Raw genomic sequence first — 11,309 nt, 5'->3', positions numbered from 1 at the left:
CCCATGTACAAGCTGCTGTCGAGTACGGCGCTCGCCCTCGTCTTCGCCGTCCCGGCCTGGGCCGAACAGATGAACACGCGCGACACGGGCCCGGAGAACACTGCCGCGGATCGCGGCCACTTGGTCATCGCGCAGGACACGCTCGGCGCGGACGACGATGCGGAAGATCAGGAGGAAGAGATCCCAGACGTCATGGAGACGCAGCCGGGGGTGATCACCGGCGAGGACGTCGACGACGACAATGCCGGCGCCCTGGCGCCCGGGTCGACAGGCGGGCCCGGCGACACCGCCGAAGGCGGCGGCACCGATGGCGGGACCGAGGGTGGTGGCGACGCCGATGGCGGCAGCGCCGGCGGTGAGACCGAATCCGGTGGCGGCGCGACTGGATCCTCCGGTAGCGGCTCCGGCGGATCGTCGGGCGGAAGCGGCGACTAGGCTCTCGGCAGAGACGGATCTGATTGCGCCGTGAGCTGAGGCAATCCATCCTTGGAATCGGCGCCTGAAGGCCTATTCAGGCCACCAAGGGCTGCTACGCTGCGACTCGGTGCACTACTGTAGTTCTTCTGCATTCTCGGTGCAGGCGGTAATGATCTCGGTGTAAATCGTCGAGGGCGCGGTCGGTTGCGGTTCGCCCGAGAGGTCCGGCAAAGGGTGATGCGATACTCACATCATGGCACTCAAGGCGGCCCGCTCTTAGCGGCGGTGCTCATGCTACCGGCAGGTGCGGATCGCCTCCGGATCGGCTGGAAAGGAGATTTGGTGTAAACCGGCGTGGGGTCTGGATGTCGATTGGCGCGCCGGGTGTTTGTTACAAATGCAGGACGGAAGGTTGGAAGGCGCCGGATTTATATTCTGCCCGACCAAGTCTCTACGGCTTGCGATGCGAAATGCGGAACCGCCCTCTCGGTTATGGGTTTAGCAGTGACGGCCGCTTTGGGCCGGCTCAGAACTCGGAGAGGTTTATCCATGACGATTCATTCTCCCCAGGAACTGCTCGCCCACGAACTGCAGGCCATCCAGGATGCCGAGCAGCAGGCTTCACAGGCGCTACAGCAGATTAATAAGGAGGCTGAGAACAGCCAGCTCCGTAGAATGCTCGATCAGCGGCTGAAGCAGGGCCAGCGCATTCTCCAGGACGTTCAGAAGGGCCTGGACAAGATAGACGGCAAGAGCCGCGGTACCCAGAACGCGGCGGCCCGTGGATTGATCCAAGAATCCGAAAGGCTGCTGAAGGAGGTCGAAACCCCCGAAATGAAGCAGGCAGTGATGATCGCCGGCGCGCAGAAGCTGGAGCATTACTGCATCGCGGCCTGGGGGACGGTGAAGGCCATGGCCGGCGAAGCGGGCGAGAAGGAGTTGGCGCAGGCGATGGAACGTGCCGTCAAGGAAGGGTACGAGTGGGATCAAAAGATGACTGAACTGGCCGAGGGCCGGATCAATCCTGCGGCGTTGGAGCAGGGCCAGCAAGCTTAGCGCGGCGGGCAGCAGCTGCTTCGCAATCAGCGGGCTCTCCTTGATACCACGGGGATATGAGGGGTGCGGTGTTGCGCCGCAGCATATCTATATTGCGGCGCAGCAATAACTCGGCCATCTTTCCGCCTGCAACCGTCCGCCCGGGATATCCGGGCGGCCATTTTCTTGGAGACGACAATGCGTGTTCTTGCAGGCGCCCTCATCCTTACCCTTGGCACGATCGTCGGCGCGAGCGCCCAGGATCTTAAGCCGATCCACGCCCACAGCATCGATCTCGGATCCGTTCGGGGAACGGCCTACTACACCGTCGAGAGCGACGGGTATCGCGTCGTGGCCACGTTCGCCGCGGACGAGGCGGCTGCTCCGATCAGAGTCGTGACGACCCTCGCGCCGGATCAGAGAATGACCATCGTCGTCCCTCGTGAGCTCGAGCAGAGCGAGGCCTTCATTGACATTGTTCGCCACGGTGACGGCATCTCCATCGAGCAGCCGATTCTGGCGAGCAACTGAACATTCTCGCCGGCAAGGTCGACGACCGCGGCCTTGCCGGCTCTCACGCGCCGTCCTCCTCGTTCCGGACTCTGCCGGAGAAGTTTCGGCTGCGCGGCCCGAAAAGTCCGCCTTCAGCGGTTAAGGAGTGTTCCGTCCTGTTCTAGGGCCCGGGGTAGTTTCGTCGACAGCGGTAAGCTTCGGCACATTTGCCAGACTGGAGCTACCATTGTCTGGGCTATTGGGCACGGCGCTGATGGTGCCGTCGGTCTCCAGCACCACGGCCTCGACCGAACTCACATCACCAATGCCTTGCGCACGCAGCGCGGCGCGGATTTCCGCTTCCGTCACCCGTTGCGCCCGCATGGCCTCATGGAGAAAGTGGCCTCGGTGGAGGAGGAGCGACGGCTCGGCCTTGACCAGCGCCTGGATTCGCGGCGAGCGCACCGACGCCCACGTGATCAGGAACTGAAGCAGAACCAGCAGGCCGAGTGCGAAGATGCCCTCCGCCAGCGCCACGCTTTCGCTCAGCAGCACGGTCGCCAGTGTCGAGCCGAGCGCGACGGTGACGACGAGGTCGAAGGCGTTCATCTTCGACAGAGTCCGCTTGCCCGAGACCCGGAGCAGGAGGACAAGGGCGATGTAGGCGAGAACGCCGACGACAAGGACACGCACCAACCCCGACCAACCGTCAAAGAACATAAACCATCTCCCGTGGCTTTCCGGGCCTTCCCGCGAATGCGGTGCGTCAGTTGCCCGACGGCTTGCAGCCCTTCCAGGCCATGGTCTGCATGGTCGTGTTGGCCGAGAGCAGATGGATCAGGATGGCGTTCTGAACGGGCGGGGACATTGCGGCGACCACGCCCTTTCGGATCGCCTGCTCCGGCGAGCCGAGGCTCTTAACGTCAAGGCCCAGTTTGCTCAGCACATCTGGCGTACTCGATCCGCTCAGGATCTTCTTCGTCAGATCCATGACCAACGTGTTCGCCGTGCGAATGTCCTCGTCATACTTCGTTTGAAGCTTCGAACAGCTCTCGCCAGTTGTCTGCGCGCTCACGGGCGCGGCAAACATGGTGGCGACCGCAAATGCCGCGGCGGAGAGATGGTGGTGTTTCATCCGCTATACTCCGTTCTTTGTCGGTCCGCTCAACCGGTGACGGCATAGGTCACTCCACACCGGTCGGCGCAGCGCATCATGTGGCAACCATCGACGGAGCGTCCGGTTCCAACGGAGCTCGAAACAGGATGCTTCACCCCCTTCATCGCCTCGTTGCAAAATAAGCCCTTCGAACTGCGATCCAGTTTGGAATAATCGAGGCATGTTTGATTGAAGAGAAGTCGTGGAACTGGAACCCGGCCAAGCTTGTTGTTTGTCGTGCAACCACGACCTTTTCACCGGAATCAGGAGGACTCCATGAATTCCGATCAGGCGAGCGGGAACTGGAAGCAGTTCAAGGGCAAGATCAAGGAGCAGTGGGGCGAGCTGACAGACGATGATCTGACGGCCGTAGAGGGCAGGCGCGACCAGCTCCTCGGGCGGATCCAAGAGCGCTATGGCATCGAGCGCGACGAGGCGGAGCGCCAGATCCGCGATTTCGAGCAGCGGAACTCCTATCGCTGGCAATAAGGTTCTCCGGCAAGCCGGATAGATAACTGTCACAACGCCCCGTCGACTCGCATCAGGAGTCGGCGGGGCGTTCTTTTTGTCCTCGCGTCGGCGCACGCCACTGCCGGAATATTCGACCGTCGAATCCTCTTCGTGTCGAACTGTCGCAACGGTTCGTTAACCAAATTCACGGCACTATCCCGACCGCGTTCATCCCCCGAATACGCAGGAGGCGGAAATGTGGCGGGTGCCGTTCGGCGTCGACAAAATCCTGATATCCGCAGTTCTCCTGCTGGCGTCGGAAACGGCGGCGGCCGGATCTCTCTGCCTGACCGAGGACTCTGGCTCGCGTCCGGGTGCCTCCGCCGACGCGCCGTCCTCTTCGATCGAATTCAGTGAAGTCTCCAGCGTGCTGGGGGGGACGCAGGGCTATCTGTCGTTCAACGGCTCCACTTCCTATGTCTACGGCCATTTCGCCGGCTGTGGGGAGCGGTTCCGGTTCTCGCCCACCGAGGGGCTGAAGGTCTCCTATTCGACCGTGAAGGGGGTGGACCCGTTCGAGCGTCTGCGGGGCCAGTCGCGCGACGCCGAGAGCTTCTTCGATGCGGAGTTCACCTCGACGATCGAGGATGTCGGCAGTGTCGGCTATATGGTCAGCAGCCACACCGCGACGGTTCCCGGCGCAGAGGACGCCGATGCGGTGAGGGGAGGCCGGCTATGGTTCGGAACGCCCAGCGGAAGGTTCAAGCTCAACTCCGAACTGGCCGTGTCGGAAACCCAGTCGAGAGAACAGATCGGCACGGCGCAGCGACATCAGGTGTCGCTCGTCCTCATGAACACCGAGCAGGTCGACCTGTCCACCAACTTCTACTACTCGAACGTCGCTCGGGACTTCAGGGGGCGCCGCAGCACCGCGTTGTCGGATCGCGAGGCGGTGGGCGCGACGGCAAATCTGCAGGCCGGCAACGCAGCCTTCTCCGCGAGATTCAGCCAGTCGCACAATAATCTCGACGGGTCGAACGACAAGACCCATTACTGGCGCGTGATCGACACCGAAGCCTCCTATGCGTTAGAGGACCGGTTCGTGCTGCCCGATCGGATTCGGGCCTATGCGACCCAGTTCGACGAGTGGGAAACGCCGCAGGACGAACATAATGCGGGTCGCAGGCGGGATATGAAAAGGCGCCTCGGCCTCGCGGCGACCTGGGCGCAACGGCGCTGGCATTCCCGGTTCTCCTTCGGCAGGAGTTGGGAAGAGTGGTTGGGCCATGGCATCGAGCCGCAGGGCGACGGCACCTTCAACTTCGGCGGTACGCTGTTCGCCAACTGGACGACCGAGGGCGTGCCTGAGGATCGCGGATTCCTCGGCGGTGGCGACGCATGGCTTTCCCTCGATCTGTCGGAATTCGGTCCGGTCCCGGGTCGCGTCGAGACGCGTGCCTTGGTCACCAACGGCACGGTGTTCAGCAGCAATCTCGGATGGCGGTGGGACGTGACGGCAGAGATCGACGGCCTCGATCTTCTGTTCGACCGCCCGTCGGGCGGTGCGACCTATATGGTCGGGCGGCTCGGCTCCACGGTCCGGGAAGACGAAACCTGCTTCTCCGTCGACTACCGCAGCATGCTCGTCGCCGGCTTCCGCTTCTAGAGTACGATCCGATCAGGTTGCTTCAACCTGATCGGTGAATCGTCCTCTCATTCATAAAATGAGCACTTGTTCGCCGCGCCGCTAATTTCCGATCAGCAGGAGAGCGAGGTAGGCCGTGCCGAAGATCAGGAGCCAGCCGATAAGGGCTTCGACATAGGGTCGCGTTCGGCCGCTCCGTCGATCGGTTGCCTGCTCGGTCGATGGACTCGGCGCCGGGTCGGCCATCTGGTGGGGATCGTTGCCGGCTGGTCGGGCATGCGATAAATGCGCCCGCTCGGTGGGCAGGTAAATGACAGTGCACCGGCCGCTCTCTACCGACCGCGGAGCCGTCCCCGGCGTCTTGGTGACTGGTCTCTTGGCCACGACTCGGTCGCCACTGCCTGTCACCAGGGGAATTCCATCGCGATCGATGCCGCCCATGGGCGCGAATCGTTCTCGGGTCATTCGGCTATCCTCAGCCGGAGCGCGGCCTTTGCCCGCCGCCCCTTGAGTCACGACAGCGAATTCTAACGTAACGTAAGGTGGCTGGAAAAAGTTCCCCGAGAGTTCGACCTTTCTGGCCTGGCGTGGTACTGAATGCGTTAAATAAACGCCGTGCTCTCAATTCGGGTTCTGCGGAATATTATTAACCAGATCAGAAGCTGCTTTCTTCGTTCACGCCCGCGGCACCGAACGGGCCGGCTGCGTTTCCGCGCCCTTGTGATCTTCCCCAATATCCATAGTTCTCAGGGAATGGATCGGGCGACGGCATTCGGATCAACCGCGCCGATCCGCCGCGAAAGCAGGATCGATTTCACATAAAATATTTGTATTGCAATGCGGGAAGTCCCGCTGGAAATTGTAAATTCCCGAGCCGGCCGGCGGAGCCGGGGATCGCCTATGGGCGGAGGATGTCATGGATTGCTGCTTGAAGACGACTCTCGATGAAGCGGATGTCGAGCTGAGAACGGCGTCCGGCGCTGCCGGTCCCGCCATCGTTGGTTCTACTGTTGATCGACGGACGGCGCTGAAGGGCCTTGCCGGGGTTGCCGGCGGTGTCGCCGCGATGCGGAGCGGCTTGGCCTACGGTCAGGCGAAGACGCTGCGCCTCGCCTTCTGCGGTCAGCTCCTCTGCGTCGTGCCCTATGAGGTCACGCAAGCGCGCGGCCGGTTCGAGGAGGAGGGGCTCGATGTCGAGCTCGTCTACACGCGCGGCGGCAATGCGGCGATGCAGGCCCTCGTCGGCGGTGCGGTCGACTATGCGGGGACCTCGTTCGACGTGGCGCTGCAGGCTTTTGCCAACGGAGCCGAGATTCGCCGCATCGCCTCGACCGGGCGGCTGCCGCTCTTCGCGCTCGCCGTTGGGCCGAACGCGGCCGGGGAGATCTCGAGCCTGACGGATCTGGAGAACCGGACCGTGGGAATCTCGGCCCTCGGCAACGCCGACCATACGATGCTGCTCTACCTCCTGGAGGAGGCAGGCGCCGATACGAGCAGCATCCGCTTCGCCGCGCTCGGCACCAACCTCTATGACGCGCTCCGCGTCGGCCATGTCGACGCCGCGATGGTGCAGGAGCCGGCGCTGTCTCTCATCGTCGAGGCCGGCGGCTCGGTCCTGTTCAACGCGATGGAACTCGCGGATGCCCAGAAATATCTCGGCGGCGCCTACGAGTTCATGGGCGTGTCGGTGCGGGCCGAGGAGCGCGAGGCGCGCCAGGACCAGATGGAGCGGCTGGCGCGGGCGCTCGCCAAGGGGCTGAACGATACCCGGACCATTCCCGTCGAGGAGATCATTGCGGCGCTGCCGAACGAGCTCATTGCAGGCGGCAATCAGGAGCAGCTTCGCGGGATCCTCGAGCGGTATCGCAAGTCGCTCTATCCGGAGAGCGTCAAGATCGATGTCGAGGCCGCCCGGCGGGTCGCCGAGGCCCATCACGCTGCGGGACTTCTCGAACAGCCGGTCGATCTCGAGACCTTGCTCGACCTGTCCGTCGTCGAGGGTTAAGTGCTTCACGCCAAGGACGTCACGCTTGCTTATGGCGCGGAACCAGTTCTCGAGGGCGTCAACCTCGAGGTCCGCGCCGGCGAGTTCGCCAGCCTGGTCGGGCCGTCCGGGTCGGGCAAGACCAGCATCCTGCGGGCCGCGACCGGCCTGCAGCAGCCCCGTTCCGGCGTGGTCGAGCTCGATGTCGGCCGCGACGAGATCGGTTTCCTGTTCCAGGACGATGCCCTCCTGCCCTGGCGGACGGCGCGCCAGAACGTGGCGCTGGGCCTGCGCATCCGGAACATGGCGAAGAACGCCGCCCTCAAGGAGGCCGATGACTGGCTCGACAAGCTCGGCCTTTCCGGCTTCGGCGGGCGTTTCCCGCGCGAGCTCTCCGGCGGCCAGCGCAAGCGTGTCGCGATCGCCCAGATTCTCGCGCTGAAGCCACGGCTTCTGCTGATGGACGAGCCGTTCGCCTCGCTCGATGCGATTGTCCGCGCCCAGATCACCCAGGATCTGCTCGGTTGGGTCGAGCAGGAGCATATGACGGTGCTCCTCGTCACCCATGATCTGGAGGAAGCGCTCTCCGTGTCCGATGTCGTCTATGTGCTCTCGCAGGGACCGCGCGCCCGCATCCGCTCGCGCTATCCGGTTCCGATCGCCCGGCCGCGGGACATCCTGCAGACCCGGACCGATCCCGCCTTCGCGCCGCTGCTGGGGCGGCTCTGGCACGACCTCTCCGAGGAGGTCCGGCCGTCGGCCCGGAAGGCCGCCGAATGAAGGGCCTCCTGGAAAAGAGGTTTGTGCGTCGCACGATCGCGCTGAGCGCGGTGGCGGTGCTCTGGGAAGTCTTGGCCCGCGTCGGCGTGCTCGATCCCTTCTACATGCCGCCGCCGACCGACGTGGCCGCGGTGCTCGTCTCACTGTTCGCCGACGGCAGTATCTGGGACCATCTGGAGGCGACCTTCTCGGCGGCCCTGTTGGGGCTGCTGGTCGGGCTGCTGATCGGAATCGTCCTCGGCTTCACCGCGGCGCTCGTGCCGCTTTTGGCCGAGCTGCTGGAGCCGCTGATGATGCTGCTCAACGCGATTCCCCGGGTGATCCTGGCGCCGCTGTTCGTGATCTGGCTCGGCATCGATCTGAGCTCGAAGGTCGCGCTCGCCCTCGTGCTCGTCGCAGTTCTGATCTTCTTCGCCGTTTATGGCGGCATCAAGGAGGTCGATCATCGCCTGGTCGAGCGGGTGCGCACGCTGGGCGGCGGCCGTTGGGTCCTGCTGACTGAGGTCTATGTGCCGTCCGTGACCGCCTGGGTGATGGGCAATTTGAAGGTAGCGGTCGGCTTCGCCTTTACCGGGGCGGTGGTCGGCGAGTTCGTCGCCTCGACCCGCGGCCTGGGCTATCTGCTCCAGTTCGCGCAGAGCACCTACAACGCCGCGCTGACGCTGGCCCTGATCATCCTGATCATGGGCTTCGTGCTGCTACTCTTCTCGCTGTCCGAGCGGCTCGAGCGGCGGTTGCTGCGCTGGCGCTATCGCTAACGGAATGAACGGACGAAGGGGAGCCCCGGCCATGAATCACCAAACGGTTGCCGCTGATCTCAGCGTGCATCTCAATCTTGATACGCCGCCGGTGGCCTTGGCCTTCCTCGACCAGCCGCCGGCGGGAGTCGACGCCGCGCAGCCGGTCGCGCCGTCCGCCTGCGCCTTCTGGCGCCGCGCCGAGCAGGATGTCTTCTTCGTGCCGGCGCAGGAGCATTTTAACTGCCCGGTGGGTGCGATGGTGATGGGCTTCGACCTGCCCGAGGCGGTGTCGACGGAGCTGATGGGCCTCGTCGGCAAGATGACTGCCTGCGGCTATGTCGATCCCGACGAGCCGGGCAAGATCCCCGTCAACAAGAAGGCGAGCAAGGGAATCCTCTACGGCCCGTTGGCCGGGTTCCCGGTCGAGCCGGATGCCGTCCTCGCCTGGCTGACACCGCTGCAGGCGATGATCTGGAGCGAGGCGGCGGGTGGCGCGGCCTGGGGCGGCCAGCAGCCGACCACGGTATTCGGCCGGCCGGCCTGCGCCGCGATCCCCTCGATGCTCGGTAACGGTCGACCGACCCTCTCCTTCGGCTGCATTGGCATGCGCACCTTCACCGGCGTCGGCGAGGACCGCATGCTGGCCGTGATGCCGGGCGAAGGCTTGGCCGACTTCGCCCGCTCGCTTGCCGGCAAGAAGGACGTCAATGGCGCAATGCAGGCGTTCTACGAAGAGCGCATGGCGGCGGTGGCGGGCCCCCGGGCGTGATCGCCCGCGAGAATTCGTCTCACGCTGGCTTCTGGCCCGAATAGACCGCGAACTGCCACGCCTTAAAGCTGCAATCGACCTGCGCGAATCCCGCCGCGGCGAGCCAGGCAAGCTGATCGGCGAGTGTCGCGCAGCGGTCGAAGCGCATGCGGCCTTCGGCGGCGGCAATTTCCGCCTCGCTCGCTCCCAGCGCGATGGCGGCTTCCCGCCAAAGCTGGCGGTCGCGGGCGGCCAGCTCGGGCGTCGGCGCGATCACCTGCTCGGCATTGACGAACAGGCCGCCGGGCCGAAGCGCCGCGTGGATTCGGGCGAATAGCGTTTGCTTGTCTGCATCCGCGAGATGATGGATCGACAGGGCCGAGATCACGAGGTCCCACGGGCTGTCATTCTGGTGTCCGCCCAGCGGCGCGGCGCTGTAGTCGGCCGCCTCGAAGGTGACCTCGTCGGCCTCGGCAAAGCGTTGCCGCGCCTGCGCCAGCATCGCCTCGGACAGGTCGACGAGATGCATCCGCGCGCCGGGGAACCGGGTCCGGACCATCGCCGCGAACAGCCCGGTGCCGGCGCCCAGATCGAGAACTGCCGGGCGGTCCGCCCCGCCCCCCGGGCCGCCCCACGCGGCGATCACCTCCAGTGCCGTCCCGTAGAATGCATCGAAGCAGGGCACCAGACGGCGGCGTAGGCCGTCATATTCGGCCGCGCCGGCGGAAAAGGCGCGGGCGACCGGCAGGTCGGATAGGGAGATTGGGCGATCCTTCATCGGGATATGACCCCACTCACGCGATCGGCAGGCCGTGCAGCTTCAGGAAGGACAGCTTATCCCAATAGCCGCGCTGGAAGGCGATCTTGCCCTCCCGGACATGGAAGAAGCCGCAGCCGCGCAGGCCGAGCGGGTCGCGCCATTCGAGGATAGCCACGTCGCCGTCCTCGAAGATGTTCTCGACGATGCAGACCATCTCGGCCGCGGCGAACTCGCGCGCGAACATCGCCTGGATCGCTGCGCGGCCTTGGACGGGCTCCTGGGTGACCTGATGGTTGACCGCATCCTCGTGATAGAAGGCGGCGATCGCCTCGGCGTCTCCCCGGTTGAACGCCTCGACCCAATCCCGCACCAGCTCGCTCGGCCGCATCCCGATCTCCTTCTGCTTGACTCTATGTAAGCAGCCGCTTACGGTAAGTCATGACTAACGCATCATCCGGACTTGCCGTCCTGGCCGACCCGACGCGCCGCCTCATTTTGGAGCGTCTGGCCGACGGTCCGCAGGCTGTGGGGGAGCTCGCGCGCGGCCTGCCGGTCAGCCGACCGGCCGTGTCGCAACATCTCCAGGCCCTGAAATCCGCGGGTCTCGTCCGCGACCAGGCGGTGGGAACGCGGCGCGTATACCAGATTGATCCGGCGGGCCTCGGGGCTATCCGGGCTTGGCTGGACCAATTCTGGGACCGAGCCTTCGACAGCTTTCAGGCCGAAGTCGAATCCGAAAAAAAGGAATAGCAATGACCCTCACCATTACGCCAGCGCCGGTGCGCAAGATCATTCATGTGAAGGCCGCGCCAGCACGCGCCTTCGAGGTTTTTACGGCAGGCATGACCCGCTGGCACAATCCGAATCATTCCATCGGCTCCTCGCCATTGAAGGAGGTGGTCGTCGAACCCCGGACGGGCGGCCGCTGGTACGAGCGCGGCGAGGATGGTTCCGAGTGCGACTGGGGCCGCGTGCTGGCCTGGGAGCCGCCGACGCGCCTTCTGCTCACTTGGCAGATCGACGGCCAGTGGCGATTCAATCCCGACCTGATCACCGAGGTCGAGGTCCGCTTCATCCCCGATGGTCCCGGCGCAACCCGCGT

The 11,309-nt window shown here is 64.6% G+C and carries 16 protein-coding genes; 11 read left to right on the top strand and 5 right to left on the bottom strand.

The window, feature by feature from the left end; genetic code table 11:
• The 3 genes from DT069_RS24380 to DT069_RS24370 all read left to right on the top strand — a co-directional run.
• Positions 1–435 (top strand): hypothetical protein (locus DT069_RS24380; protein ID WP_425450518.1); only part of this gene is annotated, 435 nt, incomplete at its 5' end.
• A gap of 531 nt (positions 436–966) precedes the next feature.
• Positions 967–1,473, top strand: a complete 507-nt coding sequence (locus tag DT069_RS24375) for a YciE/YciF ferroxidase family protein (RefSeq protein ID WP_162913436.1) — start codon at positions 967–969, stop codon at positions 1,471–1,473.
• Between the two features lie 177 nt (positions 1,474–1,650).
• A complete protein-coding gene (locus tag DT069_RS24370; RefSeq protein ID WP_119462948.1) occupies positions 1,651–1,983 on the top strand; it encodes a hypothetical protein in 333 nt (110 codons plus the stop codon).
• Between the two features lie 120 nt (positions 1,984–2,103).
• Here the strand turns inward: DT069_RS24370 and DT069_RS24365 are convergent, their stop codons facing one another.
• A complete protein-coding gene (locus DT069_RS24365) occupies positions 2,104–2,664 on the bottom strand; it encodes a DUF421 domain-containing protein (RefSeq protein WP_119462947.1) in 561 nt (186 codons plus the stop codon).
• A 46-nt stretch (positions 2,665–2,710) separates the two neighbouring features.
• Positions 2,711–3,079: a hypothetical protein gene (locus tag DT069_RS24360; RefSeq protein ID WP_119462946.1), complete on the bottom strand. Its 369-nt coding sequence runs from the start codon at positions 3,077–3,079 to the stop codon at positions 2,711–2,713.
• Between the two features lie 297 nt (positions 3,080–3,376).
• Here DT069_RS24360 and DT069_RS24355 point away from each other — a divergent pair, with 297 nt between their 5' ends.
• Together DT069_RS24355 and DT069_RS24350 are read left to right on the top strand one after the other, a co-directional pair.
• Complete coding sequence (locus DT069_RS24355) at positions 3,377–3,589, top strand: CsbD family protein (RefSeq protein ID WP_119462945.1); 213 nt, start codon at positions 3,377–3,379, stop codon at positions 3,587–3,589.
• A 217-nt stretch (positions 3,590–3,806) separates the two neighbouring features.
• A complete protein-coding gene (locus DT069_RS24350; RefSeq protein WP_119462944.1) occupies positions 3,807–5,216 on the top strand; it encodes a hypothetical protein in 1,410 nt (469 codons plus the stop codon).
• An 81-nt stretch (positions 5,217–5,297) separates the two neighbouring features.
• Here the strand turns inward: DT069_RS24350 and DT069_RS24345 are convergent, their stop codons facing one another.
• Entirely contained in the window at positions 5,298–5,660 is a 363-nt protein-coding gene (locus DT069_RS24345) for a hypothetical protein (RefSeq protein ID WP_162913435.1), read from the bottom strand.
• Between the two features lie 451 nt (positions 5,661–6,111).
• Between DT069_RS24345 and DT069_RS24340 the strand changes: the two genes are divergently transcribed.
• From DT069_RS24340 to DT069_RS24325, 4 genes are read left to right on the top strand one after another with little or no spacing between them, the layout of a single operon-like run.
• The gene (locus DT069_RS24340; protein ID WP_119462942.1) at positions 6,112–7,200 is read left to right on the top strand and encodes an ABC transporter substrate-binding protein; all 1,089 of its coding nucleotides are present in this window, start codon (positions 6,112–6,114) and stop codon (positions 7,198–7,200) included.
• Complete coding sequence (locus DT069_RS24335) at positions 7,201–7,959, top strand: ABC transporter ATP-binding protein (RefSeq protein WP_119462941.1); 759 nt, start codon at positions 7,201–7,203, stop codon at positions 7,957–7,959.
• Positions 7,956–8,717, top strand: a complete 762-nt coding sequence (locus DT069_RS24330) for an ABC transporter permease (RefSeq protein ID WP_425450517.1) — start codon at positions 7,956–7,958, stop codon at positions 8,715–8,717. The genes DT069_RS24335 and DT069_RS24330 overlap by 4 nt, the downstream gene beginning before the upstream one ends.
• 31 nt (positions 8,718–8,748) lie before the next feature.
• Positions 8,749–9,468, top strand: a complete 720-nt coding sequence (locus DT069_RS24325) for a DUF169 domain-containing protein (protein ID WP_162913434.1) — start codon at positions 8,749–8,751, stop codon at positions 9,466–9,468.
• 19 nt (positions 9,469–9,487) lie between these two features.
• Here DT069_RS24325 and DT069_RS24320 read toward each other — a convergent pair whose 3' ends face one another.
• Together DT069_RS24320 and DT069_RS24315 are read right to left on the bottom strand one after the other, a co-directional pair.
• Positions 9,488–10,225, bottom strand: coding sequence for a class I SAM-dependent methyltransferase (locus DT069_RS24320; RefSeq protein ID WP_119462939.1), 738 nt, complete (start codon positions 10,223–10,225; stop codon positions 9,488–9,490).
• Positions 10,226–10,241: 16 nt separating this feature from the next.
• Positions 10,242–10,595 (bottom strand): nuclear transport factor 2 family protein, encoded by a 354-nt coding sequence (locus tag DT069_RS24315; protein WP_119462938.1) that lies wholly within the window; start codon positions 10,593–10,595, stop codon positions 10,242–10,244.
• 50 nt (positions 10,596–10,645) lie between these two features.
• Here DT069_RS24315 and DT069_RS24310 point away from each other — a divergent pair, with 50 nt between their 5' ends.
• Together DT069_RS24310 and DT069_RS24305 are read left to right on the top strand one after the other, a co-directional pair.
• Positions 10,646–10,957, top strand: coding sequence for an ArsR/SmtB family transcription factor (locus DT069_RS24310; protein WP_119462937.1), 312 nt, complete (start codon positions 10,646–10,648; stop codon positions 10,955–10,957).
• A gap of 2 nt (positions 10,958–10,959) precedes the next feature.
• On the top strand, positions 10,960–11,309 hold a 350-nt coding region (locus tag DT069_RS24305), incomplete at its 3' end, for an SRPBCC family protein (RefSeq protein WP_119462936.1).

The sequence above is a fragment of the Virgifigura deserti genome (assembly GCA_003576685.1).
Taxonomy (GTDB): domain Bacteria; phylum Pseudomonadota; class Alphaproteobacteria; order Dongiales; family Dongiaceae; genus Virgifigura; species Virgifigura deserti.
The sequence above is the reverse complement of the archived record's forward strand: the minus strand, read 5'-3'. Positions and strand labels throughout refer to the sequence as shown.

Coding starts and splice junctions, on each gene's coding strand:
- DT069_RS24375 (WP_162913436.1), top strand. CDS start 967: ATGACGATTCATTCTCCCCAGGAACTGCTCGCCCACGAACTGCAGGCC.
- DT069_RS24370 (WP_119462948.1), top strand. CDS start 1,651: ATGCGTGTTCTTGCAGGCGCCCTCATCCTTACCCTTGGCACGATCGTC.
- DT069_RS24365 (WP_119462947.1), bottom strand. CDS start 2,664: ATGTTCTTTGACGGTTGGTCGGGGTTGGTGCGTGTCCTTGTCGTCGGC.
- DT069_RS24360 (WP_119462946.1), bottom strand. CDS start 3,079: ATGAAACACCACCATCTCTCCGCCGCGGCATTTGCGGTCGCCACCATG.
- DT069_RS24355 (WP_119462945.1), top strand. CDS start 3,377: ATGAATTCCGATCAGGCGAGCGGGAACTGGAAGCAGTTCAAGGGCAAG.
- DT069_RS24350 (WP_119462944.1), top strand. CDS start 3,807: ATGTGGCGGGTGCCGTTCGGCGTCGACAAAATCCTGATATCCGCAGTT.
- DT069_RS24345 (WP_162913435.1), bottom strand. CDS start 5,660: ATGACCCGAGAACGATTCGCGCCCATGGGCGGCATCGATCGCGATGGA.
- DT069_RS24340 (WP_119462942.1), top strand. CDS start 6,112: ATGGATTGCTGCTTGAAGACGACTCTCGATGAAGCGGATGTCGAGCTG.
- DT069_RS24330 (WP_425450517.1), top strand. CDS start 7,956: ATGAAGGGCCTCCTGGAAAAGAGGTTTGTGCGTCGCACGATCGCGCTG.
- DT069_RS24325 (WP_162913434.1), top strand. CDS start 8,749: ATGAATCACCAAACGGTTGCCGCTGATCTCAGCGTGCATCTCAATCTT.
- DT069_RS24320 (WP_119462939.1), bottom strand. CDS start 10,225: ATGAAGGATCGCCCAATCTCCCTATCCGACCTGCCGGTCGCCCGCGCC.
- DT069_RS24315 (WP_119462938.1), bottom strand. CDS start 10,595: ATGCGGCCGAGCGAGCTGGTGCGGGATTGGGTCGAGGCGTTCAACCGG.
- DT069_RS24310 (WP_119462937.1), top strand. CDS start 10,646: ATGACTAACGCATCATCCGGACTTGCCGTCCTGGCCGACCCGACGCGC.